This is a genomic window from Streptomyces thioluteus (assembly GCF_039535865.1).
On the sequence record NZ_BAAAXZ010000021.1, the window covers coordinates 1 to 26,583 of the forward strand.

Genomic DNA, 26,583 nt, shown 5'->3' on the forward strand with positions numbered 1-26,583 from the left:
GGTCCCCGCGGAAAAAAAGCCCCTTCCGCAGATATGGGGGTGGCTCGTGGCTAAATATACCCCTTCTCCAGGGCGGGGGGGGTCCATGTCCGTCGTTCTCCAGACAGGTGTGTATGGTTATGGTGCGGTAAGATGCCGGGCGTAACATCAAAAGGGGAGTGGGGGGACGGATCGTGTAATACTGTGGTACGCTTCCAAACACACAAACAGAACTGCGTCCGCCCGCCTTTCGGTTCTCTGCGCAGCAAGGCTCCGGTACCGACGCGTTTGCAAGGCGTCTCGTGCTATCTCGACTATGGAGCGATACGGGGGCACCATATCGCCCCCACTCATTCACACTTATCCGGCTACCAACGTTCAGTGGCCCTTCGTACTCCAACCCCCGCCATCCGCATGGTTCCCGTGCGCCTGACGTACCTGGATCCTTTTCGGTGGCGCACTTCTGGTAATACGCCCTGCTCTTGCGATCGGTCGCTTGTTTCGGTGCGATCACAGGCATGTTACACCGGACTCTCGACTGCGCTTGGCCGACTGCGTGGGTCATCCTTAAAGCGTTTCATCGCCGCTTCGACGAGGTTCGGTCAACGCCAGTGCATTTTTCGCTTCTTTCTGCGGAATCATCGTCACTCGAGTGGAGCGGGCCGCAAGTGGTCGTGTTGCAGTGGGTGTGTGATGCGGCTTCGGGTGTGCTCGCGCTCTGAGCGGTGCTGTTCCGCGTTTGATGGTGAGCATAGTGCGGGGGGTGGGGGTCTATTCAGCCTTGACCCGGAGGTGGATACGCGTTGTGGAGGGCTGCTCTGCCCTGTTCTGTGCGAAGCTGTGCCGGGGGTCCCAGTACGGGGGAGGCCGGCCGTGCCTCTGGGACCACGCACGAGTATTTCCGCCGCTCGGCCGAGGGGCTGGCGACACCCTGCGTGCACGGGGCACGCCCTGTGGCGTTCGCACGCCCGTGCTTCGGCACGCCGTGTCTTACGAGTATCGGCCGCCGCTCTTGCTGTTTTCATCCCCCGCCTGTATGGCATAGGTTTGGCGTGCCCGTGTGAATTTCGGACGGACGCCATGACCTGGTGGCTGACTTGATCGACACAGACGTAACGAGGACACGTTGTCCCGCAGCTGACGGGGAGATAGCCTGTCCCCGTAACGTGGTGTGCCGTTGCGTACCTCGATGTTGGCCCTCGTGGGCATCAGGTGCGGCTGCTTGCGCGAGCGTCCTTCGCCCGGCACCCCGGTGTCCTTCACCGGTTGTCCTCTTCGACCGGCCCGGAATCGTCGATATGTCGACCATCCTTGCTCGACGGGGAAGCGCTGAAGGTCCGGATGGCGGACACGGAGGGCGGGGACGTTATGCTATCCACGGGCCGTGCCCGATGGACGGGACGTCTACCTTCTGAAGAACTCCTCCACAACTGTCCGACAGAGGATTGTCATAGCGGTGCCAACTACCTCGTGATTTGTTCACAGAAATCCGAGCCGGTGCCGACCGGGTGCCGATAGACTGCGCATCTTGTGGCGTGTGCGGATCTACTGCATCGTGCGAGCGGACTGAACGAACGGAGGAGGGGAGGTGAGAAGATGAGTGAGGGTCCGGAACTCACAGCTTGGTTAGTATAGTGGGCCCCAAATGTGGTTCCCGCGTGATGGGAAACCGTCGGAGAGTGGGCGGCATTGACTCAATCCTCGGTCGGACCGAAGGTGTGTTAGGAGTGTGTTTCTTTTATTTCAGCAGGGTGAGAGAGGCGTCCCCCGCCCTCGGTTTTGCGTCTCGGCCGTGGAAATGACGTCGCCCGGGGGCGCCTCGGGTCCGCGTGCCAAACCGTGCGCCTTCAGGGCGCTGTGCCCCTGCTGAGCAGGTGGTGCGCCACCGTTCCGGTGCCGTCGGAAATGAATGGAGATACCGAGTGAGCACCCGGGGGTGGGCCGGTGGCGAGGGGAGCCTTCGCGGCTGGATCAGCCCGCCGCCTGTCCCCGGCCGACATCGTGGAACTAGTGGCGGGTGTGCCCGTGTTGCCGAACGTGGGGTAACTGGTGTAAGCGTGGGCGGGGCGGCACTCCCGATCGTTGGGAAGAAGTGCCCGTTCCGACCGTCGCAATTTCTTATGGAGAGCGTGTCGCGTCGGAAATAACGGAAGGCGGACCATTCTACGAAGCTGCGGCCAGATACTCCCAAGAACGTCGTGCCGAACGCGGAGTCGAAGACGGCCGCTCCCGTGCGCAGGGTTCGCCCAGCCCCTCGGCCGAAGCGGCGGAACATCTCGTGCTGGCCCAGAGCACAGGGCCGCCGCTGGGACCCGCGCACGTCCGAACGCGAGCAGCTCCCATCCTCGGTCAAGGCGAAGTCGCGCCCCCGCCCTCACGGTACAGCCCGCGCTCCGTGGGCGAGCTACCGTCATCAAATTACTACCTTCTGCGGACGGGCAGTGGCGTGTGCGTAGCCCCGTGCCCTGGTGGTCCCCGGAACGGCGACGGTGCCAACGCGTCGGCGGTGAGCGGTCGACCGTCGGCCCAGTCAGTGAGTTTCCTGTCGGTGTGGCCGTGATCCACGCACCAGCCGAGTAGACGCCCGTCGCGCTGCAGTGGCGTAGACGGGTGGCCGACCAGTGAATGCGAGGTCTTGTAGAGCGCGGGTAGAAATGGGTGGCGGGGGTGGGGACGAGGTCGTCGGTTGCCGCTGCGCGCGGTGGGTTACATGCCAAATGGGTAGTCATGACCTGCCATCGCTCCTTGTTCTGTCGCGTAGCGGGCGGTTGCTCGTATCCGCACCGTGTGACGGGTTGCGGGAGTATGTGGCGACATAGGCGCGAAGTGCTGGCGCGCACGCTGAGCCGACTCGCGGCCGGTGTGGAGGTAGTCCAGGCGACCGTGATCCGCAATGAAATCGTTTCCCATAAAAAAAACAACCCTGCGGGGACGTGCGCTGACCGGAAAAAGTCCCGAGCCCTGTCTGCGAAGGGTCGGTTTTCACGCGGACAGCCCCCCTCGTGGGTCGTCGCGAGCAGGCGGACGTTGTCCTGGCGACCGTCGGCCCTGGCCTCAACGATGTAAGCCTGTGCATGGCCGAGAGCGGAGCAAAAGTGTTCACGCCCTTCACTGTTAATACGTTGAGACAAGAACATGGATTACGGGTATCAGACAGACTATAGTCTTCAGCCCATACAAAATAGATTGCCCGGACAGGCTACCGTCTGTCTGTGTCTGCTTTGGGCGTGTTCTCGAGAGCGGGCACGACCCGTGTCGGGGCCTACTGCCGCTCCGGATAGCCGTAAGGGGGGGTGCGAGTTGTTGCCTGCTCCTGCTGTGCCTAGTCTCTAGCGGGGGGGAGCAGGATCCGGTACGAGGACCGGACCCGGGTAGTGGTGCCGAGCACTTGCGGTGATGTTGACACGGTGTAGAAAGGTTCGGACGCGGCATAACGCATCGGTGAGCGGGTAGAGGCTTGTACTTCATCGAACCGTTGCATTGCCTTGCCCCTGGTGAAGGCCGTCGTGGCGTATGTGGTTGCGTTCCCCGAGTGTGCTACTCTGCTTGAGGGTCTGCTGGGCATCGCATGGCGGCGGCTCCAGGCCGGTGATGACATCCGAGGTCTGGCCCGTGCCGGGCCGGAGCAACTCTACCCCCCCCAAAAAACACGGCCTTCGACCCAATGGGGGACTCTGGCTGTTCGACGCAACCGAAATTCCGGATTCTCGCGAACGGTCACAAAGGGAACGGGCATGGAGAAGAAACAAAAACGGAGAAGTATCGCGCGAGACATAACAGCCAAAGAGTCCTCGCGGGAGCGGATCGAGGCGAAGCCCTGTGAACCGGGCTAGCTAGCCCGTGTCGGCGATGCCGCGGAGCGTCCTAATGCTCTTACCTCGCTGCGCCTTGCTTTGCGTGGCTGAAGTTCTCAGCTATAGTTTCCCACTGTGTTGTTGGCACAGGTTCCCCGTCACTGTGTGGCGTTATAGCGGAATCCCGCTGATAAAAGAAACAACGAAGCCCGCAAGACCACGAAAGAAATAGACGAGTCGCAAAGCTAAAAAACCCTTGGGTGCTCACTTCGGGCCCAGGAGGCGAACCGCCTACGCCCGGCTCGCCCCACACAGGGCTACTGAGGCAGGTCAAGTCCACCAGGCACCCACCGTCAGGGGCACGGCGGCAGCGGGTTTATGCGACCACGCGAATATTGGCGGCGCCGCATGGACGACGATCGGAGCCCCCCGATACCTTCGTCGTCACCCGGTCCAACCAGGGCCGGTCACAAGGGGGTTTCGTCATGGCGCGTGAGGAACTGACCCGACTTACCGGCAGCGGGAACGGCGAATGCGGCAAGGATGACTGTCCGAACGTGTATCGGACGGCGACCGGATCGTTCCTGGTTCAGGGCGAGGCATCCGACACTTTCAAGCCTCCGGCCGGCGAGGCACTCGTGGAGATCCCCGAGAACGTTCTGAGGGAGGCGTTTCATGCTCTTGGCTGGTGAGGCATGGCAGGCACGGTTCGAAGACTTCGAGCGGGAGGCCTGGCGACTCGAAACCCTGCAGCAGTACCTCATGCCGCAGGAAGCCCAGGAGTGGCAGGCATTCCGCGACGGGGTCCGCATCGATCCGGTCACGGTATCGAACGAGTACACCGACCGGCTGCGGCAACAGGTCGCGGAGGGACGCACTCAGGGTCGCGTCCACATCGTCACCCGTCCGCTGTCCGAGTACCTGCGATTCGAGTTTTCGCAGTACTACGCGCCTCACGTCTTGGCAGGTGAGGAAATCCGGATCCTCGACGTAACAGACCGCCCGAACCCTCTTGACGGGATCCAGGACTTCTGGATGTTCGACCGTTCCGAAGTAGTTCTCATGAACTACCATCCGGACGGCAGGCAGATCAACCGCGAAATCCACGAAGGCGACACAACCCGGTTCATCGAATACCAGCGAACCGCCGTAGAAGAGTCGGTGCCCTTCGAGGAGTACGTGAAGGGCTTTGACCTTTGAGCCGGAACGGCTGGGTCAGTCCAGGTCAGACCTAGCGGAAGCACTGAGAAGTCAACGGAAGCGGGCCGGGAAGACACAAACCTGGCTCGCTCGCCGTTGCGCCATGTCTCAGACAAAGGTCAGCAACATTGAAAGTGGGAAACTTACACCCACCATTGTTGACGTAGAACTCATCCTTGAAGCCCTCGACGCCACCGGGAGTCTCGCCACCCAAATCCTCACCCTGGCCCGAACGGCGAACACCGAGTGGCAGGATCATTGGTCTTCTCGCCGCAGGGGTTTGGACAAGAAGCAGAACGAGCTGGCGCGACTCGAATCCCTCTCGACAGAGTTTCGCTTCTTTCTCCTGTCAATGATCACCGGTCTGCTCGCCACACCAGAATATGTGCGCGCCAGCATCGCGGACGTCCCCGGCGATCAGTCCAAGACGGTCGCCAAGAAACTGGAGCGCCAGAGTGTGCTGTACGACTCGTCGAAATCGTTTACGTTCCTGCTCACAGAGCAAGCCGTACGCTGGCCGCTCCTCCCGCCCATGGCGATGTCGATGCAGCTTGACCGGCTCGTGTCGGTCTCCCGAATCCCGAACGTGCGCCTCGGCATCATTCCGCTGAGCGGCTACATACCCGAACGCCCACTGAACACGTTCACCATCTACGACCGCCGGCTGGCAACGGTGGAGACCGGCACCGGGGCTCTGATCCTCCGCGACCACCGCGATGTCACCGCATATCGGGAAGACTTCGATCGCTACGAGGGGTACGCACTCTCCGGGGACGACGCCAGGGCGAAACTGGACGAGTGGGCCTCGGCTTACCGTCGCTGATCTTTAACCCAATACGTGAATAAAGCTGGTATTGGCGCCCAGCAGGCCCCACGATGTGCCCGTGACCACGGACACCGAAGCAGCCGCAAAGCAAGCCGACCTCTTCATGGAAGGGAAGAAGAAGGCCGACGAGGCGGCCTTCGCACTCGGGCAGGTGCTCAAATCGATGGGCATTAAGGTCGGAGACCGGGATTCCTGGCCTCAGTTGACAGGACGCGCCTCGCTCGGCGGCGAGCCGTTCGTCTACCTGGGGACCGTCCCGTTGCGCACCGCCCAGAAGTTGACCACGGCCCTCGGCGACGACGGCTGCCCCGGTGCCCTTCCACCCACGAGGAAGGTTCACCATGACTGACCTGTACGGGCTCGACATCGACGGTGCGCAGTTCGCCAAGGCGTGCGGCGGCAACACCCACCCCGACGGCGAGGCGTGCGTGACCCTCGCCCGCATCGGCGAGGACGCCTACGCCCTGGGCGACAGCAAGCGGCCCAACGCGGAACCACTGAGGTTCACCGCCGCCGAGCTGAACGCGGCCGGCATCGACCCGTCCCGCTTCGGCCTCATGGCCTGACCGGTCGGCGGCCCCTGCCCCTCCAGGAGGCAAGGGCCGCCCGCCAACATTCCATGGCAGGAAGACAGTTGCACGTTCATGGATACCTCTGGACCGGTGAGAAGGCCGCCTTCGACAAGGAGAGCATCCGCCGCCCACCACCCTCCGTACCGCCGACAACCACCAGCCCCCAACGAGATTCAGCAGCGATATCGCGAAGCCATCGCGGAGTGGACGAACACCGAAGTCCCCCGATCGAACGGCGTTGTGGTTACTCAAGCCGCCCAAGCTGATCAGGGGAACATGGGAAGAGCCGAAGGAGGCCGCGGAATGGCTGGCGGATCGGCTGACCGAGCACGCGCCCCGGTTCGCCTCCGACCATGAACGGGATGCGGTCCGGCTCGCCGACTCCGCCGCCGCGCGACTGGCCGAAGGCGGCGACGTATCACTCGGGTTCTACCTTCGAGGGACCTTGTTCCTGTCGGTGGCGCTGGTGACGTGCTCCCCGAATAGAACCAAGCCGGAACTGAGCTGTCCGGGCGCTTGAGTTCCGGGATCCGGGCGGCGGGATCCGAGCGCTCCCTATAAGGAATGGTGGGGTTGTTGAACCCACCCACCCAACCCTCCGCACGCGCTCAAGCGCGCGTATACCACGGGCAGTTCACGCACCGTGGCCGGTTTGCGACATGCTGTCGCGAGGCCCTAGCGTGCGCAGCAACAAACGACCCCGGCCGGTGCGACCAACACCGGGACCGGGTGTCTTACCGACGAGATCGACAGGTGATCCCGTATGGCTGACGCCTACCCTAACCCTGCCCCGCTCCCCGCGCACCCGCCCCGCATGGCCCGCCCCGGCTTCGGCAAGCGGTCCGCACCCGCCCAAGCTCCCCGCCGCAAGGACGACTTCGCACATCTGCCGCCCCGCGAGGCGTCGATCGCCGCTTTCATCGACCGGCTGCCCGAAGGGGCCGCGATGGACGGGAAGTCCCTGGCGGCCCAGCTGCCCGCATACGGGCAGGCCCGCCTGCCTCACCGCGCTGCGGCGGCTCGCCGAAGCCGGTCACCTGCGGCGGTTCACCGAGCACCACAAGAGTGAAGAAGGAAGCTCGCGTTGGGTGACGCGGACCTTCTTCTCCCGGACGCCGCGCGACGACGCGTGGTGGGAGGCCGTACGGAAAGGGGACATCGGCCCCGCCCCCGAGAAGGCCCCGGAGGCGGCCGTCCCGGCTCCCGCGCCCGAGCGGCCCCGCTCCCGCGCGTACCGCCTGCTCGCCACCCTCGGCCGCACCGAGCCCCGGCTGACGCTGTCCGCCGCCGACTGCGCGAGCCTCGCGCCGCTCGCCGAGCCGTGGTTCGAACGCGGCGTCGGTGACGACGAGTTCGTCCGGACTCTGACCTGCGGGCTGCCGCCCGAGGGGGTGCACCACGCGGCCGGCTTCGTCCGCCGTCGGCTCACCGACAAGATCCCACCCGAGAAGGTCGCCGCCCCCCGCGCGGCCGCGCCTCGTCCTGGAGTGCGTCGTCTGCCGCGACCCCGGCACCACCGAGGCCCTCCCCGGCGGCATCTGCCGCCCCTGCCGGGGCGAGGCCCCGCCCCGGCCCGACCCCTGCCGCACCCTCGCCGACGAAGTCCACACCCGCGTCAGCGAACTCCGGTCCCTCAACCGCCGACACGAAAGGAAGGCACGCACATGACCACGCTGCACGACGCACCGCCCGATATCGGGGCACCATTGAGGGAAGGAGGCGATCACATGACCCCGACCCCCGCCGAGCACACCCCGCTGATCCTCGTCGAAGAGTTCGAGGAGCTGGCCCGCATGGCGCACGAAACCGTGCGCCTGGAGTTCATCAACGGAAGGATCGAGGTCAAGCCGGTGCCGGACGGGGAGCACGACGAGATCGCCATGTGGCTCTCGGAGCAGTGCATGCAGCATCGGCCCGACCTCCGGCTGTACCGGGAACGGGGCATGAAGACCGAGGCATACCGCAAGGGCCGCGCACGGCCCGACGGGGTACTGGCCCCACGGCGGCATTTCCTGAAGGACGGCGAATGGTCGGACGCCGAGGGCGCTCTGATGGCCGTAGAGGTCACCTCCCGCGACGCGGACACGAACGCGCGCGACCGAGTGGAAAAGCCCGCCGGTTACGCTGGCGGCGGGCATTCCTGTCTATCTCCTGGTCGACCGCGACCGCGCCTTGGTCACCGTCTACTCCGACCCCAAGGACGGCGAATATCTCAGCGTGATCTCCCAGCCCTACGGGAACCCCGTCCAGCTCCCCGACCCGGTCGGCTTCACCTTGGACACCGAGGAACTGAAGGAACTCACCGACTAGGCGCTCCCGACCGCACCACGATCAGCCGCGCCGCCCCGCGAAGCCCCGCAGCAGGTCGGTCAGGGCGTCGCCGAGCCGCTCGGGCGGCCCCGAAAGCGGGTCCGCGCCCGTCAGGTGACGGAACATCAGGCCGTCCATACACGCAATGAGCACCTGGGCCTGGGCCGCCGGATCGGCGGCCCCCGCGGCGGCGAGGGTGGTCTCCGCCAGCCGGTGGTAGTGCTCGCGGGCCTTGTCCAGGGCGGCCCGGAGTTCGGGGCGGCGGCCGGCCTCCAGCATGAGCTCGTAGCGGGCCTTCGTCCGCTCGCCCTCCGAGGTCGCCCAGTGCCGGACGACCTCGGCGACGGCTTCGGCGACCTCGGCCGGGTCCGAGCTCCGCCCCAGGGCCGCGGGGCGTTCGGCCAGATCGGCGGTGTCCACCTCGACGAGGCGCTCGACCGTCGCCCGGAGCAGCGCCTGCCGCGTCCGGAAGTAGTACGAGCAGGTCCCCTCCGGCAGGCCGGCGGTCCGGTCGACCGCGCGATGGGTCAATCCGCGCATGCCCTCCCGGGCCAGCGTCGCGATCGCCGCGTCCGCCAACTGCCGCCGCCGTGCTGTGGTTTCGGCCACGTTCCGCTCCTCACGCTTCTCCATTTCCTCTACAAGTGTAGAGCTCCCGGTATCCACTACAAACGTAGAGGAGCGGTGATGGAAGACAACACGCCGAACCCGGCCACGGGCGACGGGCGCACGGCGATCGTGGCCGGCGGCGGAATCGGCGGGCTCGCGGCCGCCCTGGCCCTGGCCGGACGCGGCTGGCGCGTTCAAGTCCTGGAAAGAGCCGCACAGTTCGGCGACGCGGGAGCCGGGCTGTCGCTGTGGCCCAACGGGATGCGGGGCCCTGGAGGCACTGGGCGTGGGCCCCGCGGTGCGGCGGCACGCCCTGACCGGAATCCGGGCGGGCATCCGCGACCCGACGGGGCGCTGGCTGTGGCGCACCGGCATCGCACCGGCGGTGATCCACCGGGCGGATCTGCTGGACATCCTGCGGCGCGCCCTCCCCCACGACGCGCTGCGCACGGGCAGCACGGTGACGGACGTCGGCGCCGACGGGCCACGGGTGCGCGTCGAGCACGGCACCGGACGCGTCCCACGCCGACCTGCTGGTGGGCGCGGACGGCCTCCGCAGCACCGTGCGACGAGCGATCTGGCCACAGGCCCCCGAGCCTCGCTACGCCGGATACACCGCCTGGCGGCTGGTGGTCGGGTCCGGGCCGGTCACGGCCGGCGGTGAGACCTGGGGCCGCGGCGGACGCGTCGGGATCGCCCCGCTCCCGGACGGCCGGACCTATCTCTTCGGGGTGGCGGACACCCCGGCCGGACGACGCGGCCCCGACGGGGAACTCGCCGAGCTGCGGCGGCGGTTCGCACACTGGCACCACCCGATCCCGGCCCTGCTGGAGGCCGCCACCGAGTCGGCCGTGATGCGCCACGACGTCCACGAGCTGCCGCCGCTGCCGTCCTACGCCACCGGCCGGGTCGCGCTGCTCGGCGACGCCGCGCACGGCATGACCCCGAACCTGGGCCAGGGCGCCAACCAGGCACTGGAGGACGCCGTCACCCTGGCCGCGCTGCTGGACGACCACTCCTCGATTCCCCGGGCCCTGGCCGCCTACGACCACGAGCGCCGCCCCCGCACCCAGATGATCGCCCGGCGTTCCCGCCGCATCGGCGCCGTCGCCCGGAGAGCCGGGGAGTCCGGCCCGGCCGGGCACGACGGCCCGGCGCTCCCGGTCGCGGACCCACGCCTGCTCGACTCGCTCGCCCCGGTACTGGACTGGCAACCGCCCGCGGCACGTTCCGGTCGCGCGCGGCCGGGCATCGACGGCTGACGCCGGTCGGAGCTCACCCGGGTCACCTGTCCCGGGACGGATCCCCTCGTCCGGGACGGGCCCTTCGTGCACGGCTAGGTACCATATGCGGCGAATATTCCGTCCCAGATTGCGATCTTGATGCTGATCGGGGCGCTCAATCCGCTGGTCTCCGCGCCCTGGCGGGACCGGGTCCTGGGAGGGCTCGCCGGGTTGGTGATCACGACGCTTCTGGCGCTCTGCGTCACCGGCCACCGGCGGCTCGCCGCGTTCGTGGACGCCGAAGAACGCCGAGCCCCGGAGTCGGTCCGCTGAAGGGTGCGCCTACGGGTGGTAGAGGGAGCGGGCACGCTCCATGTCGACCGGCCCGTCCCCCTCCCCGAGCCGCAGGAAGTAGTTCACCTGCCACGCCTGAGTGCTGCCCGCCTGACGGCTGGTCGTGATCGCCCACGGCGGGTACACGCGGAACCCCCGCTTCCCGCCGGAGCCGTTCCGGGACACGACGCCGCGCTCGCACAGCACCTCCTGCGGGAACACGAACTGCCCGAAGTGGCCGCCGTCGCGGCTGCTGATGACGAAGAGACCGACCCCGTCCTCGGCGTCGAAGGGCCGGATCGGGCCTTCCGCGGACCGCTGCCACACCGTGACGAACTGGCCGGCCTTCGTCGGAGTGGTCCTGGCCACGCGGAACCTGACCGACGAACCATCGATCGTGAACGCGTGAGCCGCGTACTCCGCGCTCTCCGGTTCCGGCACCGGCCGTGAGCAGGCGAAACCGCCCGGGTCGTACACCCGTGCCTTCGCCACCAGCAGGTCATCGTGGAGCCCCGCCCACGGAACGGGTCCTAGTCGAACCATCGGTCCCGCGCCAGCTCCCCCGTCCGCGACGGGTCCTCCAGCAGCGCCGCCGCCTCGAAGCGCCGCGCCCAGTGGCCCGCCGCCCAGGCCAGACCGGCGGCCACGCCCTCCAGGGTGGTGGCGTGGAGAACGCCGTCGGGGCCCAGGCGCCAGTCCAACTCCACGCCCGAAACAGCGAGTTCCTCGTGCTCGACGTACGTCGTCGGCGCTTCCGGGAGGAGGACGCGGACGCCGTCGGGGACCTCGCGGAGCGAGCCCTCGCCCGCCTCCACGGCTGCCTCGACCGCCTCGCCCAGGCGGCGCACCTGCAGCAGGTCCGCCAAGTCGGCGGCCAGGGAGGGCTGTACGGGGAGCAGCGCGCGGCCGCCGGCCAGCGGCAGCAGGTCCGGGGCGTCGGCCACCAGCGCGTCCGCCGCGTCGACCACGTGCACCGCGCCGTCGACGACCGCCCGCAGCTCGTCCGGCAGCGTCACCTCGTCGGGGTCCAGGACGGCCAACGCGGTGTACAGCGCGTGCAGTTGGGCCGGGCGTACGGCTCGCGCCGGGTCCGCGAGGCGCGCCAGCAGTTCCGCCGCGCCCCCCGGCTCGTCCAGCAGCGCCGCGACCGTCGTGCGGACGCCCAGCGCCCGCAGCACCTGCTCGTCGGCGAATCCGGTCGCGTCGGCGGACTCGTACAGGCCGTCCAGGAGCGGATCCCCGCCGGCCGCCCGCAGGCCCGCCGGGCGGCGGCCGTCGAGGACCGGGTGGCCGCGCAGCCACCAGGCGGTGTAGGGGCGGACGGACTCCGTCGTGCCGTCCGGGAGGAGGACGCGGACCGGGGCGGTCAGGGCGTCGCGGAGGGGCGGCTCCGCGAGCAGGGCGAGGGCCTGCGGCCAGGCGTCGTCGTCGACGAGGTCGAGGTCGCGGACGGCGACGATCTCGGTCGCGACGGGCGGGACGACCGTGTCCGGCAGGCGGTCGAGGATGTCCTCGCACCACACGTCCACGGCGTCCAGCAGCCCCGCGTCGTCCGGCTCGGCGAAGTCGCCCTCGCGCGGCTCCAGTTCGTCCGGGTCGAGGACGACGTCGGTGGCGCGGACGAGGGCGAAGTTGGCGAGGACGCCGACGGCGGTCAGCGGCTGCTCGCCCCAGCGGGCGGCCAGGCCGGCGTCGACGGCGGCGAGTTCGCCCGGGCGGATCACGCTCTCGAACGGGCTGCCCGGGTAGACGAGTTCACCGGCGGGGGCCGGTTCGCCGTCCTCGTCGGGGAGGGCGAGCGCGGCGAGCCAGGGCTCGTCGCCGGGGGCGAGGTTCGCGTCGCGGACGAGGGTGAGGACGGTGTCCACGAGCTCGTCGTGGCCGAGCGCGTCCTCGTCCCAATCCGCCTCCGTGTCCAGGGAGTTGGCGACCGCCGCCCTGATCTGGGGCGTGGTCAGGATCGCGCGGGGCGAGGCCGGGGTCGCGCCGAGCTTCTCCAGCAGCGGGTGCGCGGCGTCGGGATGGGCGACCTTCAGCCCGAGGCGGGACAGCTTCTCGGCGCCGTCCCGGGGCGGCAGCAGGACCTGGCGGGGGCCGACCGCCGTGCGGCGGCCGTCGGCGAGCGGGACGGGCAGGCCGGTCAGCCGGTCCGGGTCCACCCCGACGAGGCTGTCGTAGAGCCGCCGCCACCACTCGGCGGGCCGCTCCACACCCGCGAGACGGTCGATCGCCTCGCCCAGCGGCACCCGGGCGACGCCCAGCGCGCGCAGCTCGGGACGGCGCTCCAGCCCGGCGGGCACCAGGCTGCGGAAGAGCTCGCCGAGGACGGCGACGGTGTCCGCGCCCGCACCCTCCACGATCTCCGCCTCGGCGGGGCGCAGGGCGTACGGCTCCTCGGCCCCCTCGCCCCCGGGCGCCGGTGCCGCGCTCGGCAGGAACGCGACGCGCGGCAGCCGCTCCAGGACGAGGCTGCGCAGCTCCGCGTCGAGCGGGCTGGTGGCCAGCGGGGACGGGACGAGGTCGAGCGTGCCGGCCGCGACGGGATGCCAGTCGCGCACCAGCGCGGCGTACGCCTCGGCGGCGCGGCCGATGAGGAAGTCGGTCAGCGGGCCGGGCGCGATGTGGCGGCGGGTCGGCTCCAGCGGGAAGGTGGCGATCAACAGGCCGGGCAGGCCGAGGGGTTCGTCCGTGGGGGTCGGGGCGTGCAGCACCGGGGCGGTGCGCGGGCGGACGGGGGTGCCGTCCGGTGCGACCGGGACCGCCCAGGTCACGGACCAGTCCGGGCGCAGGCGCTCCTCGACCGGGCGGTCGGCGAGGAGCGCGGCGTCGAGCCGGCCGGCGGTGCGCTCGACGCGCCAGCGGACGGGGGTGCCGGGGCGGTCGCCGTCGTCGACGACGACGTGCCCGTCGGCCTCCTGGCGGCTCGTCAGGACGCGGGGTGCTTCGGTGTCCGGTGTCTCGACGACGACTTCGCGCAGGCCGGGCAGGGCCAGCAGCAGCGCGTCGTCGATCCCGGCGAGGAGGCGCTCGGCGAGGTCCTGCGCGGCGCCGTCGCGCAGGGGCAGGACGACGACGGTGTCGTAGCCGTCGGGGGCGGTGCCCTCGGCGGGGAACGGGAGGCGGAGCAGCGGGACGTGTCCGTCGCGGCGGCGGATCTCCTCGGCGAGGGCGGGTTGCGCGGGTTGCCCGGCCTGCGCGGGCTGTGCGGCTTCCTCGGCCAGGGCGCGGGCCTCGCGGAGCGACCAGCGGACGCCGCCGTGGCGGCCGAGGACGGCGGGCTCGTCGGTGACGGCGAGGACGGCGGCGAAGCCGACGCCGAAGCGGCCGGCGGTGTCCTGCTGGTCACGCTTGGCCGAGGCGCGCAGCGTCGCGAGCGACTCGACGCCGGTGGCGTCGAGAGGGGCACCGGTGTTCGCGGCCGCGAGGACGGCGGGGCCGTCGTCGGTCGCCGCGTGGAGGGTGAGCCGGAGGCGGCCGGTCACGCCGGCGCGGGCCGCCGCGTCGGCGGCGTTCTGGGCGAGTTCGACGACGAGGCGGTCGCGGTAGCCGCCGAGGGCGAGGTCCTCCTCGGCGTTGGCGTCCTCGCGGAAGCGGGCCGCGGAGGCGGTCCAGGCGGTGAGGACGCCCTGGCGGAGGCGGGCGGTGCCGAAGGGGTCGGCGCTGGCGCTCACGTGTGTTCGTCTCCCTGGGGTCGGGTCGTCCAGGGGTGAACGTACCGTGCGGGCGGGGTGGGGGGAGTTGAGGGTGCCCCGGTCCCGCCCTTTCACCGTTTCTTCGCGCTCCGCGCGGGGGCATCGCGGCTTCGCCGCGAGGTCCTCAAGCGCCGGACGTGCTATTCAGCCCGTCCGGCGCTTGAGAACAGCACGCGCAGCGCTACGCGTGCCCCAAGTCCTCTTCCTCGCCCGCCCCGGCGCCGCCGCCCAGCGGCATCAGGTCCACCACCGTCTCGTCGATCACCGGCGGAGCCGGCCGCGGCGGCTTCGGCATGACGGCGGCCTCCGAGTGGCCGCCGCAGCCGTACGCCAGGGACACCACGTGCCCGTCCGCCGGCCCGAACTCGTTGCCGCAGATGCCGAACGCCTGACCCAGCGAGCCGCCGATGGGGACGAGGAAGCCGCAGCTGACGCAGGAGGCGGGGGCCGCCTGGGCCATGGGGGTCTTGGCGCCGTACGACTCGTCCCAGCGGTCGGCCGCGGTGTGCAGGCCGTAGCGGGAGAGGACGCGCGCCCGCCGCATGCCGAGTTCCTCGGCGAGGGAGGTGATCGAGCCGCGCACGGGGGCGGCGAGCTGGGCGGACGGCGACCCGGCGGAGACGTCCGCGTCCTCCGCGTCGGCGAGCTCGGTCATCTCCTCCGACAGCGCGGAGTTCGGCGGCGGCGCCTCCTCGCCGGACCAGCCGGGCTCCAGCCGCAGGTCGTCCGCATCGGTGGGCAGCAGGTCGCCGGGGCCCATGTCGCCGGGGCGCAGCCGCTCGCTCCAGGGCACCCATTCGGGGGCGAGGAGCGCGTCGGGGCCGGGGAGCAGAACCGTCTCGTCGAGCGTGACGGCCTTGGCGCGGGAGGCGCGGGCGACGGTGACGCCCCAGCGCCAGCCGCGGTAGCCGGGGTCGAGACAGGTGAAGTAGTGCGTGACGACGCGGTCCCCGTCGGCGGCGACCTCGACGTGGTCACCGACCTGCCCGGGGAAAGCGGCCTCCTCGGCCGCAGCACGGGCGAGTTCGACCGCCTCGGCGCACAGGCGGTCCGGGGTACGGCTTCGCATCGCAGCACTCACAAGAATCGATTCTCTCTTCCACGCCGTCTCACGAGTGCGCCAGCCGTCGGCCGGTTCGGCGGGGACGGAGCGGACCGTGGGGCCGCGTCGACGTCCGCCCGATCGGCCGCGGGCGCACCTGGTCATGTCCATTCTGCGGGATCGAGACGCGGCGCGCGGCCAAGAACGACCGGTGGTGGCGCATTGTGCACGCTACCCCGGAGTCAGGTGTGGGGGATACCCGGGTTTCGGTGAGCTCCCCGGGGCACTCCGGTACGCCCCCGGGCGAGCGCCGGCAGGCACCGTACGGAGCACTGGAGCCAATGGGGCCCTCGCTAGGAGATGATGGCGTCGTGGGAGCCATCCGGTCAGCAAATGGCGGTCCGCTCCGCCGCGGCGGCCGGAGCGTCGGCCGCGTGTTGCGCGCGCCCGTCTCCTTCGCCGCACGGGGCGTCCGCAGGGCGACGAACGCCCACGGGGCGGGCGAGTCGGGGCTGTCCAAGCTGATCGAGCTGCACGCGGTGAACTCCGCGGGCGACATGATGATCACCATCGCGCTGGCGTCCACCGTCTTCTTCTCCGTCCCCACGGACCAGGCGCGCGGCCGCGTGGCGCTGTACCTGGCGGTCACGATGGCCCCGTTCACCCTGCTCGCCCCGGTGATCGGCCCGCTGCTGGACCGGCTGCCGCACGGCCGCCGGGCGGCGATGGCGGGCTCGATGCTGACCCGGGCGGTGCTGGCCGTGATGATGTCGGGCGCGGTCGCGACCGGCGGTCTGGAGCTGTATCCGGCGGCGCTCGGGGTGCTGGTGGCGTCGAAGGCGTACGGCGTGGTGCGGTCGGCGGTCGTGCCCCGGCTGCTGCCACCGCGGATCTCCCTCGTGAAGGCGAATTCCCGGGTCACGCTGGGCGGTCTGCTGGCCACGGGACTGGCGGCCCCGCTCGGCGCGGGGCTGCACCAGCTGGGCCCGGAGTGGCCGCTCTACGGAGCCTGTGCGATCTTCACGCTGGGCACGTTCTGGTCGCTCTCGCTGCCGCCCAAGGTCGACTCGGCCAAGGGCGAGGCGCGGGCCCGGCTGGTCTCCCCCGACCACCGGCCGCACCGGCCGCACCTGCACTCCCGGGCCCGGATCGAGGCCCGGGAGCGGCGCGAGCGGCAGCGCAGGCCGGGGCTGCGCACGGTGGGCCGCTCGGTGCTGCACGCGCTCCAGGCCAACAGCGCGCTGCGGATGCTGTCCGGCTTCCTCACCTTCTTCCTGGCGTTCCTGCTGCGGGTCCATCCGCTGGGCGGGCTGGGCCCGGCGTTCTCGCTGGGCATGGTCGCGGTGGCGGCCGGCGCGGGCAACGCGCTGGGCACGGCGATGGGGGCGCTGCTGCGCTCGCGCGGCCCGGAGAAGACCATCGCCGCGGTGCTGACGGCGGCGCTGGCGACGGCGGTCCTGGCGGCGGCGCTGTACAGCGCGTTCTTCGTGGTGGTCGTCGCGGCGGTCGCGGGGATCTCGCAGGCGCTGGGCAAGCAGTCGCTGGACTCGCTCATCCAGCGCGACGTGCCGGAGGAGGTGCGGACGTCGGCGTTCGCCCGCTCCGAGACGCTGTTGCAGATGGCGTGGGTGGTCGGCGGGGCGATCGGGATCGTGCTCCCGCTCAACGGCGTGCTGGGCATGTCGGTGGCCGCCGCGTTCCTCGCGCTGGGCGTGGCCACTGCCGTACGGGGGCTGCTGGCGGCGGCCAGGCGCGGCTCACCGCACCCGCGCGTGGCGTGAGGGAAACGGCCGGGTAGCCTGCCCGCATGACCGCTGCGTTTTTCCGGGGCAGACGCCGCCGCGCCGCTGCCGCCGCCGGGGCCGTGACCTTCGGGCTCGTCGCCCTCTCCGCCTGCGACAAGCCGACTCCGCTGGCGACGCTGACCGTCGGCTCGACGACGGTCCAGTCCGAGGCCGCCTGCTACAACGGCGGTGACGCCATCGACCAGGACGAGCTGGGCGACTGCCTCAAGAAGAGCGGCAAGACCATCAAGGCGACCGCCGACGACAAGCTGCACATCGGCGTCGACCCGAAGATCGCCGACAACAGCTGGACCGTGTTCGTCGACGGCCAGCCGATGCTGGGCCAGAACACCAAGACGTACAAGACGGTCCAGGCCGGCTACCTCATGCAGAACGCCAAGGGCGACGAGGTCAAGGTCAGCATCGTCGAGGTGGGCGACCGCAAGGCGCTCGGCATCTGGAACTTCACGCTCAAGACAAGCTCCTGACGGTGCGGGTCCTCGTCGTCACCGCCGTCGCCGCCGAGCGCGATGCGGTGACGGCCGCGTTCCCCCGCGCGCCGGAGGAGGTCGCGCTGCCGGGCGGCGCGGTGCTGCACCGCACGGCCGGGTACGACGTGCTGGCCGCCGGCGTGGGCCCGGCGGCGGCCGCGGCCGGCACGGCCACGGCCCTGACGGCGGCCGCGCTCGCGGGCGACCCGTACGGCCTGGCCGTCTCGGCGGGCATCGGCGGGGGCGTCGCGCCCGGGGCGCCGCTGGGCGCCCTGGTGGTCGCCGAGCGCATCGTCGCCGCCGACCTGGGGGCCGAGGCGCCCGAGGGCTTCCTGACCGTCACGGAACTGGGCTTCGGCCGCGACGCGCACCGGCCGGACGCCGGCCTCGTCCGGGCCGTCGCCGCGGCCACCGGCGCGCTGTCCGGGGACGTGCTGACCGTCTCCACGGTGACCGGCTCCGCCGCGCGCGCCGCGGAGCTGACGCGGCGCCACCCCCGCGCGCTGGCCGAGGCGATGGAGGGCTTCGGCGTGGCCGAGGCCGCCGCCGCGCACGGCACGCGGGTGCTGGAGCTGCGCACCGTCTCCAACCCCGTCGGGCCGCGCGACCGGGCCGCCTGGCGCATCGGGGACGCGCTGGCCGCGCTGACGGCCGCCTTCCACGCGCTCCCCGCGGCCCTCGCCTCCCCAGGACTTCCGGAAGGACCGCCGTGAACGACACCGTCCGTATCGCCTACTCCCCCTGCCCCAACGACACCTTCGTCTTCGACGCCTGGGCCCACGGCCGCGTCCCCGGCGCGCCCGCCCTGGACGTGACGTTCGCGGACATCGACGTCACCAACGGCATGGCCGAGCGCGGCGAGTACGACGTGCTCAAGGTGTCGTACGCGGTGCTGCCGTGGGTGCTGGACGAGTACGCGCTGCTGCCCTGCGGCGGTGCCCTGGGCCGCGGCTGCGGTCCGCTGGTGCTGACGAGGGAGGAGCTGGGCGGCCCGGAAGCCCTGTCCGGGAAGACGGTCGCGGTGCCCAGCGAGCGCTCGACGGCCTATCTGCTGTTCCGGCTGTGGGCTGCGGCGGAGGTGCCGGGCGGCGTCGGCGAGGTCGTCGTCCTGCCGTTCCACGAGATCATGCCGGCCGTGCGGGACGGCAAGGTGGACGCGGGCCTGGTCATCCACGAGGCCCGGTTCACGTACCGGAACCTCGGGCTGACCTGCCTCGCGGACATGGGCGAGCACTGGGAGAACACCACCGGCCTGCCGATACCGCTGGGCGCGATCATCGCCAAGCGGTCCCTGGGCGAGGACATGCTCCGCCGGCTCGCGGACGCGGCCCGCACCTCGGTCCGCATGGGGTGGGACGACCCGGAGGAGTCGCGGCCGTACGTCCTCGCGCACGCGCAGGAGATGGACCCGGCGGTGGTCGACCAGCACATCGGGCTCTACGTCAACGAGTTCACCGCCGACCTCGGCGAGGACGGCTACGCGGCGGTGCGCGGGCTGCTCACGCGGGCCGCGGCCGAGGGGCTCGTACCGCCCCTCGGCCCGGAGGCGCTCAGCTTTCCCTGAGCTTTCCCTTGAGCTCGGTTTCCCCGAGTGATCACACGTCCAGCTGGTCGGCGACGGCGCGCAGCATGTTGGCGATCTTTCCGCCGTGGGCCTTGTCGGGGTAGCGGCCGCGCTCCAGCTGCTGGGTGACGTTCTCCAGCAGCGTCGTCAGGTCCTGGACGATGGAGGCCAGTTCGTCGGGCTTGCGGCGCTGGGCGGCGGCGACCGAGGGCGTCGGATCCAGGACGGTCACGCTGAGCGCCTGGTCACCGCGCTGGCCGGCCACCACGCCGAACTCCACGCGCTGGCCGGGCTTGAGAGCGTCCACCCCGTCCGGGAGCACCGAGGAGTGCACGAAGACGTCGCCGCCGTCGTCGCGGGAGAGAAAGCCGAAGCCCTTCTCGCTGTTGAACCACTTGACCTTGCCGGTAGGCACGTCTGTCCTCGTCCTCGTACTCGTCGGAAATCGGAAACTGTCGAAAAAACTGTCAGCAAGTAAAAACAGCTCTGGATAGCACTACAGCGGGTCGCAAGACCCGCTACCCCCAAGGCTAATGGTCCCGGGCCCGGTGACAAGACGTCCTCGGGTCGTACCTCTGCGCGTCCGGCAGGGGTCCGACATGCCCATGCCCCGCGTCCGAAGCGGTGTGCGCGTGCGCCGTTCCTGGTCACAGCCCTGTGTACGGACCCGGGGGCGAACCCGGCTCCCTGCCCACTACCCTGCTCGGGTGAGCAACGAAACGTCCCGGCCCGGGGATCTGCTGGTGCGCACAGGCGCAATCGTCTTCCTGGTGGGCGCCGTGGCCACAATGGCCACGGTCGCCCCTCTGTTCCTCGGCGCGGACCCACTGCCGACGGCTGCCTACTTCGTCTCCATGCTGATGGGCGTGGGCTTCGTCGTCGCCGCCGCCGGAGTGCTGCGGGCCGTCGCGGCGCAGCGCCGCGCGGCCCGGGAGGCCGCGGCCGGCTAGGGCGTGTCCGATGGGTCGGCACGGGTCCTGCGGCGTCTGGTGCTGGGGGCACCTCCCAGCGGTAGCTGGGGGAGCATCGCAAGGCGGAGCATCACCCGCGTACTGGGCGTACTCGGGTGATGCGACAACGCGGCGAGGCGCCGTGCCTGGGGGTACCTCCCAGCGGTAGCTGGGGGAGTCGCAGGACCCGTGCCGACCCATCGGACACGCCCTAGGCCCGGCCTAGGCGGCGAGGCCCGCCCGGTGCTCCTCCAGCCAGGCGGGGAAGGCGGCCAGCCCGTCCAGCACCACGTCCGCGCCGGCGGCCCGCAGCTCCTCCGCCGGGCACGGGCCGGTCGGCACGGCCACGGAGAGCGCGCCCGCGGTGCGCGCTCCGCGCACGTCCCCGGTGTGGTCGCCGACGTAGACCCCGGCACCCTCGGCGCGCAGGGCCACCGCCTTCTGCTCGGCCCACAGGTCGCCGATCAGCGCGTCGGGCTCCAGGCCCAGGTGCTCCAGGTGCAGCCGGGCGTTGCCGCCGTGCTTGGCGGTGACGACGACCGACCGGCCGCCGAGCGCGCGCACCGCGGCCAGCGCCTCGCGGGCGCCCGGCATCGGGACGGTGGGCGCGATGGCGAGCACCGGATACAGCTCGCGGTAACGGGTCGCCATCCGCGCCACGTCCTCCTCCGGGAACCACTCCCGCAGTTCGTGGACGAGCGGCGGGCCGAGCCGGCTGACGGCGAGGTCGGCGTCGATGGCCACGCCGGTCTCGGCGGCGAGGGCCTCGTACGCCGCGCGGATCCCCGGCCGGGAGTCGATCAGGGTCATGTCCAGGTCGAACCCGACGGTGAAGGGGGCTGCGGTGCGGAGCGGTGTGGTCATGCGGTCCATTCTCGGCCCGGGCCCGCACGCCCGTTGGCCGGGCCCGGCGGGCGGGTGCCTCTGCCCGGCGCCGGGTTGATTGCCCCCGCCCCGGTACCGCCACCCACCCCCACCCGTAGACTTAGCCTCGCCTAACTCGGGCCTTTCGGTCAGAGTGGCCGAGTTTCGTCCGGACCGCCGCCCCGACCGGCCGGTCCGCCGATCCGATCCGTCGATCCGATCCGATCCGTCGAGAGAGCACCGGTCAGCGAAGTGGAAGCCCTGTCAGCCACCGTCCGCCCCGCCCGCCGCCTCGGCTGGACCGCCGCGGCCGTCGTCGCGCTGCTGGCAGCCGTGCTGCTGAGCCTCGCGGTCGGCAACCGCGCCATCGCCCCGGACCGCGTCCTGGACGCCCTGCTGCACGGCGGCGACGACGCCACCGCCGGCATCGTCCGCTCGCTGCGTCTGCCCCGCACCCTGATCGGCCTGATGACCGGCGCCGCCCTCGCCATGGCGGGAGTGGTCCTGCAGGGCGTCACCCGCAACCCCATCGCCGACCCCGGCATCCTCGGCATCAGCCAGGGCGCGTCGCTGGGCGTGGTCCTGGCCATCGCCGCGGCGGGGGTGCACACGCTCACCGGGCAGGTGTGGTTCGCCTTCGCGGGGGCCGCCCTCGCCTCCGTCGCGGTCCACGCGATCGCCGCCCGCGGGCGCGGCGGCGCCTCGCCCATCAAGCTCGCGCTCTCCGGCGCCGCGATCAACGCCCTGCTGGTCTCGGTGATCTCGGGCATCCTCACCACCCGGGCGTCGGCCCTGGACGAGTTCCGGTTCTGGCAGATCGGTTCGCTCGCCGGGCGGGACGCGGACATCGCCTGGCAGATGTGGCCGTTCCTGCTAGTCGGCACGCTCCTCGTCCTCGGCTCGGCCCGCGGGCTGGACGCGCTCGCGCTCGGCGAGGACGCGGCCCGCGGCCTGGGCCGCAACGTCGCGGCCGTCCGGATCGCGGCCGGCACCGGCGCCACCGTGCTGACCGGCGTCGGCGTGGCCGCCGCCGGGCCCATCGCCTTCGTCGGCCTGGCCGTGCCGCACATCGCCCGCGCCCTGGTCGGCGGCGACCACCGCCGGCTGCTGCCGATGGCGGCGCTGCTCGGCCCGGTCGTCCTGCTGCTGTCCGACGTCGTCGGAAGAGTGGTCTACGCCGACAGCGAGGTCCCGGCCGGTGTCACCACCGCCCTCATCGGCCTCCCGTTCCTCGTCACCCTCGCCCGCCGCCGGACGGTGGCCGCATGAGCGCCCCCAGCACCCCCGGCACCCCCACCCTGCCCACGGGCTACGCCCTGCTCCGTACCGCCCGCGGCTCCTTCCTCCTCCACCGCCGGGCCACCGTCACCGCCCTGTGCCTGGCCCTGGCCCTGGCCGCCGTCTGTCTGGCCTACCTGTGCGTGGGCGAGGAGTTCGTCGCGCCCGGCGAGGTGCTGGACGTGCTGCTGGGGCGGCCGTCGGCGCAGGAACTGACCGTCGGCACGTTCCGGCTGCCGCGCATGACGGTCGGCATCCTGGTCGGCGCCGCCTTCGGTATCGCCGGCGGGCTGATCCAGACCGTCGCCCGCAACCCGCTCGCCAGCCCCGACATCATCGGCGTCTCGCAGGGCGCGGGCGCGCTGACCGTCGGCGCGATGACCTTCGGCGTCACCTCGTACACCGCGCTGCCGTACGTCTCGATGGCGGGCGGCCTGCTCGCCGCCGCCCTGGTGTACGTCTTCGCCTGGCGCGGCGGGCTGCACGCGGGCCGCTTCGTCCTCATCGGCATCGGCTTCGCCGTCGCCCTGCGCGCGATCATCCAGCTCTTCCTCACCAGCGGCGACTACCTGGTCGCCCAGCAGGCCAAGGTGTGGCTGACCGGTTCCCTCAACGACGCCGGCTGGGACCGGGCCGCGCCCGTCGCCTGGGCGCTGGCGCTGCTCGCCGTCCCCCTGTGCTGGGCCGCGCGGGCCCAGCGCACGGTCGCCCTGGACGACGACACCGCGACCGCCCTGGGCATCCGGCTGAAACCGGGTGCGCGGCGGGCTCGTCCTGCTCGGCGTCGTCCTCGCCTCCGTCGCCACCGGCGCGGCCGGCCCGGTGGACTTCGTCGCCCTGCTCGCCCCGCAGATCGCCCGCCGCACCGCGCGCACCGCGCAGACCCCGCTGGTCTGTTCGGCCCTGACCGGCGCGCTGATCGTCGTCCTCGCGGACCTGCTGGCCCGCAGGCTCTTCGCGCCCACCGAACTCCCGGTGGGCGTCCTCACGGCCGCCGTCGGCGCGCCGTATCTGATCCGGCTCATCGTCAAGGGCCGCGGCGCCCACGGCCGTCCGGGAGGCGGCACCGCATGACCGACAGCAGGCTGCGCGCACAGGACCTGACCCTCGCCTACGAGAACCGCACCGTCGTCGAGGGCCTCGACCTCGACATCCCCGACGGCGAGGTGACCGTCGTCGTCGGCCCCAACGCGTGCGGGAAGTCCACCCTGCTCCGCGCGCTGGGCCGGCTGCTGCGCCCGGCGAACGGCTCCGTCCTCCTCGACGGCGAGGAGCTGAGCCGCATCCCCACCCGGCAACTGGCCACCCGGCTGGGCCTGCTGCCGCAGACCCCCGTCGCCCCCGAGGCGATCACCGTCGCCGACCTGGTCGCCCGCGGCCGCCAGCCGCACCAGCGCTGGTGGCAGCAGTGGTCCGAGGCCGACGAGCGGGCGGTGGCGGACGCGATGGCCCGTACGGACGTGACGGCGCTGGCCGACCGCCCGGTGGACGAACTCTCCGGCGGCCAGCGGCAGCGCGTCTGGATCGCCATGGCCCTCGCCCAGGACACGGACCTGCTCCTCCTCGACGAGCCCACCACGTACCTGGACATCGCCCACCAGGTCGAGGTCCTCGACCTGGTGGGCCGCCTCAACGCCGAACGCGGCCGCACGGTGGTGGCCGTCCTCCACGACCTCAACCAGGCGGCCCGGTACGCCCATCACCTCGTCGCGATGAAGGCCGGCCGCGTGGTCGCGCGGGGCCGCCCGGAGGACGTGGTGACGGCGGAGCTGGTGCGCGAGGTGTTCGGCCTGGAGGCGGTCGTGGTCCCGGATCCGGTGACGGGCGGCCCGCTGGTCGTGCCCGGGGCGCCGGCCGGGGCCGGTACGGCGCGGCGGAGCACGGTGCCGGCGCCGGGGCGCGGCGCCTGAACCTCCGGCCGGACGCACCCCCGAACACCGGTTCCCACCAGGCCACAAGGGACGAACGCGACCTTGTGACGCCTCACGGGGCCGTGCTACCCCTTCGGTGAGAGCAGATCGAGAGCAGATCCAGGCCAAGCACCGCGGACGGAGTCTCATGAAGGCACCAACCCCCGGCACGACAGACCCGCTCACGCCCCTCCTCGCTCCTCCCCGGCTGCCCTCCGGCCCCACCGGGCTGGGGACGAGCTCCCTGCGCCTCGGACCGGTCCCCGAACCACCGGCCCCGCAACCACCGGAGGCGGCCCCCGCCGCGGAACCGGCACCGCAATCGTCGTCGCAGCGCATCGAGGGCCTCTACTGCCCCCCTGCCGTACGGGACGACCGCGCGCTGGCGGACGAGGTCAACGCCCGGCTCGTCGAGTGGGCCGAGAAGGAGGTGGACCTCTACCCGGACACCGATCTGCGGGACGACCTCGTCGCCTTCGACGCGGGCCGGTCGGTGGTCCTGTGCCACCCGGACGCGCCGGACATCGACCACCTCATGGCGGCCGCCCGCCTCCTGGCCGGCGAGAACGCCGTGGACGACTACTTCTGCGAGGTGCAGTACGGCGGCACCGCCAACCGGCGCGGCGCGGCACTGGCCGTGGCCCAGTCCGCGATCGACCCCGCCCACAACACGCAGCGCTACGAGGCGGATTGGCGTGCCGGGCTCGCTTCCCACCCGGCCCTGCGCTCGATGCGCTCGGCCATGGAGTACTTCGACGCCCTGGCGACCCCGGCGCAGTCGCACCGCTTCCGGCACGACATCGCCAACCTCTACCTCGGCTACAACGCGGAGGGCGACTGCATCGACCAGAACCGCACCCCGGCGGTGTGGGAGTACCTCGTGCAGCGGCAGTTCAACAACTTCCGCCCCTGCCTCACCATCACCGACGCCGTCGGCGGTTACGAGCTGCCGGCCGCCCTCTTCGCGGAGCCCGCCGTCCAGCGCGCCGTCGCCCTGTCCTCGAACGCCTCGACCATCTGCAACGACCTCTACTCGCTGCGCAAGGAGCAGGCGAGCGGGCGCTTCCACTACAGCCTGCCGACGGCGATCGCCGCCGAGGAGGAGTGCTCCATCGACGACGCCTTCCAGAAGGCGATCGAGGTCCACAACGACCTGGTGCACAGCTTCGAGCAGCAGGCCGCCGAGCTCTCCGCCACGGGCGGCCCGCTCATGGCCCGCTTCATGGCCGGGCTGTCCAACTGGCTGGCCGGGAACCACGAATGGCACGCCGGGAACGTCGGGACGCGTTACGCGACGTCCCCGTAGCAGCCCCTCCTCCAGCCGAGCCGCGGCGGCCCGGCCTCCACGCGCCGCAGCACGGCGGCGAAGCGGTCCAGCCCGTCGCGGTCGATGGGCCGCCGCTCGTCCCACCAGGTGGCACCCGCGTCCGCCAGCGGTCCGAGCAGGTCCCGCGCGGCGCCCGGCCCGGCGGGGCTGACGCCGCCGACGACGACGTCGAAGGGCCGGTCGGACGCGGCCGCCCGATGCCCGCGGATGTGGGCGACGACGTCGCGGACCTCGCCCGCGTCCGGGGCGTACCCGTGCTTCGCCGAGGCGAACAGCGGAACCGCCCCGTCCCAGCGGGCGGCGCGCCGCATCGGCCGGCGGTGGGGCCAGTAGCCGGCGATCCAGACGGGCGGGCGGGGCCGCTGCACCGGCGTCGGCAACAGGGTCACGTCATCGGCACGGTAGTGCCGCCCGGCGTGGCCACCTGCCGCGCGAGCTGCTCCGGCCGCCGCCGGGGCACGGGCGTGACGAGGGTGCCCAGCCGGATCCGCGAGGTCGCCGGCGCGGCGGCGGCGAGCAGGATCCAGGGATCGCCGAAGGGGCGGGGGCGCTTGTCGTGGACGACGTGGTCCCGGACGAACAGCCCGTCCCAGCCCGCCCATTCGGCGGTGCGGGCGAGCGAGGCGACGGTTCGCGCGTCGGCGAAGTCCCCGAAGTTGGGGATGTTGACGGAGAAGCGCACGGCGTCACGTCCGGACGGTCAGCAGATCGACGACGTCCCGCAGGTCGCCCCGGCGCGCGTACGCCGCCCGTTGCAGCTCCGCTCCCCCGCCGCTCGCGCGAAGGTGGTGCCACGCGCTCCGGACGAAGGGCAGTTCCCCCGCCTCCTCCAGGG

23 protein-coding genes and 3 pseudogenes are annotated in these 26,583 nt (G+C 71.5%); 19 read left to right on the forward strand and 7 right to left on the reverse strand.

Going from position 1 to position 26,583, the window contains the following annotated elements; translation table 11 throughout:
- Window positions 1-4,258 precede the first annotated feature (4,258 nt).
- From ABD794_RS02335 to ABD794_RS02370, 7 genes and pseudogenes are all read left to right on the forward strand, one after another.
- The gene (locus ABD794_RS02335; protein WP_344960641.1) at window positions 4,259-4,465 is read left to right on the forward strand and encodes a hypothetical protein; all 207 of its coding nucleotides are present in this window, start codon (window positions 4,259-4,261) and stop codon (window positions 4,463-4,465) included.
- Window positions 4,449-4,973 (forward strand): DUF6879 family protein, encoded by a 525-nt coding sequence (locus ABD794_RS02340; protein ID WP_344960642.1) that lies wholly within the window; start codon window positions 4,449-4,451, stop codon window positions 4,971-4,973. The genes ABD794_RS02335 and ABD794_RS02340 overlap by 17 nt, the downstream gene beginning before the upstream one ends.
- Entirely contained in the window at window positions 4,963-5,796 is an 834-nt protein-coding gene (locus tag ABD794_RS02345; RefSeq protein WP_344960643.1) for a helix-turn-helix domain-containing protein, read from the forward strand. The genes ABD794_RS02340 and ABD794_RS02345 overlap by 11 nt, the downstream gene beginning before the upstream one ends.
- 61 nt (window positions 5,797-5,857) lie before the next feature.
- Window positions 5,858-6,148 carry a hypothetical protein gene (locus ABD794_RS02350; protein ID WP_344960644.1) on the forward strand — a complete coding sequence of 97 codons (291 nt, stop codon included), beginning with the start codon at window positions 5,858-5,860 and terminating at the stop codon, window positions 6,146-6,148.
- Window positions 6,141-6,365, forward strand: a complete 225-nt coding sequence (locus ABD794_RS02355) for a DUF397 domain-containing protein (RefSeq protein ID WP_344960645.1) — start codon at window positions 6,141-6,143, stop codon at window positions 6,363-6,365. The genes ABD794_RS02350 and ABD794_RS02355 overlap by 8 nt, the downstream gene beginning before the upstream one ends.
- A gap of 769 nt (window positions 6,366-7,134) precedes the next feature.
- On the forward strand, window positions 7,135-7,440 hold the full coding sequence (locus ABD794_RS02365) for a hypothetical protein (RefSeq protein WP_344960646.1): 306 nt from the start codon (window positions 7,135-7,137) through the stop codon (window positions 7,438-7,440).
- A gap of 658 nt (window positions 7,441-8,098) precedes the next feature.
- Window positions 8,099-8,681, forward strand: a pseudogene (locus ABD794_RS02370) (Uma2 family endonuclease).
- A gap of 21 nt (window positions 8,682-8,702) precedes the next feature.
- On the opposite strand, the gene ABD794_RS02375 reads toward ABD794_RS02370, so the two are convergent.
- Window positions 8,703-9,290 (reverse strand): TetR/AcrR family transcriptional regulator, encoded by a 588-nt coding sequence (locus ABD794_RS02375; protein ID WP_344960647.1) that lies wholly within the window; start codon window positions 9,288-9,290, stop codon window positions 8,703-8,705.
- Window positions 9,291-9,576: 286 nt separating this feature from the next.
- Here ABD794_RS02375 and ABD794_RS02380 point away from each other — a divergent pair, with 286 nt between their 5' ends.
- From ABD794_RS02380 to ABD794_RS02390, 3 genes are all read left to right on the forward strand, one after another.
- A complete protein-coding gene (locus ABD794_RS02380) occupies window positions 9,577-9,954 on the forward strand; it encodes a hypothetical protein (RefSeq protein WP_344960648.1) in 378 nt (125 codons plus the stop codon).
- The gene (locus ABD794_RS02385) at window positions 9,854-10,552 is read left to right on the forward strand and encodes an FAD-dependent monooxygenase (protein WP_344960649.1); all 699 of its coding nucleotides are present in this window, start codon (window positions 9,854-9,856) and stop codon (window positions 10,550-10,552) included. The genes ABD794_RS02380 and ABD794_RS02385 overlap by 101 nt, the downstream gene beginning before the upstream one ends.
- Before the next feature lie 120 nt (window positions 10,553-10,672).
- Window positions 10,673-10,846, forward strand: coding sequence for a hypothetical protein (locus ABD794_RS02390; protein WP_344960651.1), 174 nt, complete (start codon window positions 10,673-10,675; stop codon window positions 10,844-10,846).
- Between the two features lie 9 nt (window positions 10,847-10,855).
- Here ABD794_RS02390 and ABD794_RS02395 read toward each other — a convergent pair whose 3' ends face one another.
- From ABD794_RS02395 to ABD794_RS02405, 3 genes are all read right to left on the reverse strand, one after another.
- Window positions 10,856-11,389 (reverse strand): MepB family protein, encoded by a 534-nt coding sequence (locus tag ABD794_RS02395; RefSeq protein ID WP_344960653.1) that lies wholly within the window; start codon window positions 11,387-11,389, stop codon window positions 10,856-10,858.
- Complete coding sequence (locus ABD794_RS02400; RefSeq protein ID WP_344960654.1) at window positions 11,377-14,517, reverse strand: sacsin N-terminal ATP-binding-like domain-containing protein; 3,141 nt, start codon at window positions 14,515-14,517, stop codon at window positions 11,377-11,379. Before ABD794_RS02400 ends, ABD794_RS02395 begins: the two co-directional genes overlap by 13 nt.
- 202 nt (window positions 14,518-14,719) lie before the next feature.
- Window positions 14,720-15,607: a DUF3027 domain-containing protein gene (locus ABD794_RS02405; protein ID WP_344960655.1), complete on the reverse strand. Its 888-nt coding sequence runs from the start codon at window positions 15,605-15,607 to the stop codon at window positions 14,720-14,722.
- 314 nt (window positions 15,608-15,921) lie between these two features.
- Between ABD794_RS02405 and ABD794_RS02410 the strand changes: the two genes are divergently transcribed.
- From ABD794_RS02410 to ABD794_RS02425, 4 genes are read left to right on the forward strand one after another with little or no spacing between them, the layout of a single operon-like run.
- Window positions 15,922-17,361 carry an MFS transporter gene (locus ABD794_RS02410; RefSeq protein WP_425585904.1) on the forward strand — a complete coding sequence of 480 codons (1,440 nt, stop codon included), beginning with the start codon at window positions 15,922-15,924 and terminating at the stop codon, window positions 17,359-17,361.
- A gap of 26 nt (window positions 17,362-17,387) precedes the next feature.
- Window positions 17,388-17,852: a DUF2771 domain-containing protein gene (locus ABD794_RS02415; RefSeq protein WP_344960657.1), complete on the forward strand. Its 465-nt coding sequence runs from the start codon at window positions 17,388-17,390 to the stop codon at window positions 17,850-17,852.
- Window positions 17,853-17,854: 2 nt separating this feature from the next.
- Window positions 17,855-18,568 carry a futalosine hydrolase gene (locus ABD794_RS02420; protein WP_344960659.1) on the forward strand — a complete coding sequence of 238 codons (714 nt, stop codon included), beginning with the start codon at window positions 17,855-17,857 and terminating at the stop codon, window positions 18,566-18,568.
- The gene (locus ABD794_RS02425) at window positions 18,565-19,419 is read left to right on the forward strand and encodes a 1,4-dihydroxy-6-naphtoate synthase (RefSeq protein ID WP_344960661.1); all 855 of its coding nucleotides are present in this window, start codon (window positions 18,565-18,567) and stop codon (window positions 19,417-19,419) included. The genes ABD794_RS02420 and ABD794_RS02425 overlap by 4 nt, the downstream gene beginning before the upstream one ends.
- A 31-nt stretch (window positions 19,420-19,450) precedes the next feature.
- Here the strand turns inward: ABD794_RS02425 and ABD794_RS02430 are convergent, their stop codons facing one another.
- Window positions 19,451-19,834, reverse strand: coding sequence for a cold-shock protein (locus tag ABD794_RS02430; protein WP_344960663.1), 384 nt, complete (start codon window positions 19,832-19,834; stop codon window positions 19,451-19,453).
- Between the two features lie 292 nt (window positions 19,835-20,126).
- Here ABD794_RS02430 and ABD794_RS02435 point away from each other — a divergent pair, with 292 nt between their 5' ends.
- On the forward strand, window positions 20,127-20,369 hold the full coding sequence (locus tag ABD794_RS02435) for a hypothetical protein (RefSeq protein WP_344960665.1): 243 nt from the start codon (window positions 20,127-20,129) through the stop codon (window positions 20,367-20,369).
- 222 nt (window positions 20,370-20,591) lie between these two features.
- Here the strand turns inward: ABD794_RS02435 and ABD794_RS02440 are convergent, their stop codons facing one another.
- On the reverse strand, window positions 20,592-21,233 hold the full coding sequence (locus tag ABD794_RS02440) for an HAD family hydrolase (RefSeq protein ID WP_344960667.1): 642 nt from the start codon (window positions 21,231-21,233) through the stop codon (window positions 20,592-20,594).
- 252 nt (window positions 21,234-21,485) lie between these two features.
- Between ABD794_RS02440 and ABD794_RS02445 the strand changes: the two genes are divergently transcribed.
- From ABD794_RS02445 to ABD794_RS02460, 4 genes and pseudogenes are all read left to right on the forward strand, one after another.
- Entirely contained in the window at window positions 21,486-22,502 is a 1,017-nt protein-coding gene (locus tag ABD794_RS02445; RefSeq protein ID WP_344960668.1) for a FecCD family ABC transporter permease, read from the forward strand.
- Window positions 22,499-23,585 (forward strand): annotated as a pseudogene (locus ABD794_RS02450) (FecCD family ABC transporter permease). The gene ABD794_RS02445 and the pseudogene ABD794_RS02450 overlap by 4 nt, the downstream one beginning before the upstream one ends.
- A complete protein-coding gene (locus tag ABD794_RS02455; RefSeq protein WP_344960669.1) occupies window positions 23,582-24,421 on the forward strand; it encodes an ABC transporter ATP-binding protein in 840 nt (279 codons plus the stop codon). The pseudogene ABD794_RS02450 and the gene ABD794_RS02455 overlap by 4 nt, the downstream one beginning before the upstream one ends.
- A 148-nt stretch (window positions 24,422-24,569) precedes the next feature.
- Window positions 24,570-25,727 (forward strand): family 2 encapsulin nanocompartment cargo protein terpene cyclase, encoded by a 1,158-nt coding sequence (locus tag ABD794_RS02460; protein ID WP_344960670.1) that lies wholly within the window; start codon window positions 24,570-24,572, stop codon window positions 25,725-25,727.
- Here ABD794_RS02460 and ABD794_RS02465 read toward each other — a convergent pair.
- Window positions 25,709-26,430 (reverse strand): annotated as a pseudogene (locus ABD794_RS02465) (LLM class flavin-dependent oxidoreductase). The gene ABD794_RS02460 and the pseudogene ABD794_RS02465 sit on opposite strands and share 19 nt — an antisense overlap.
- Window positions 26,431-26,583 lie beyond the last annotated feature (153 nt).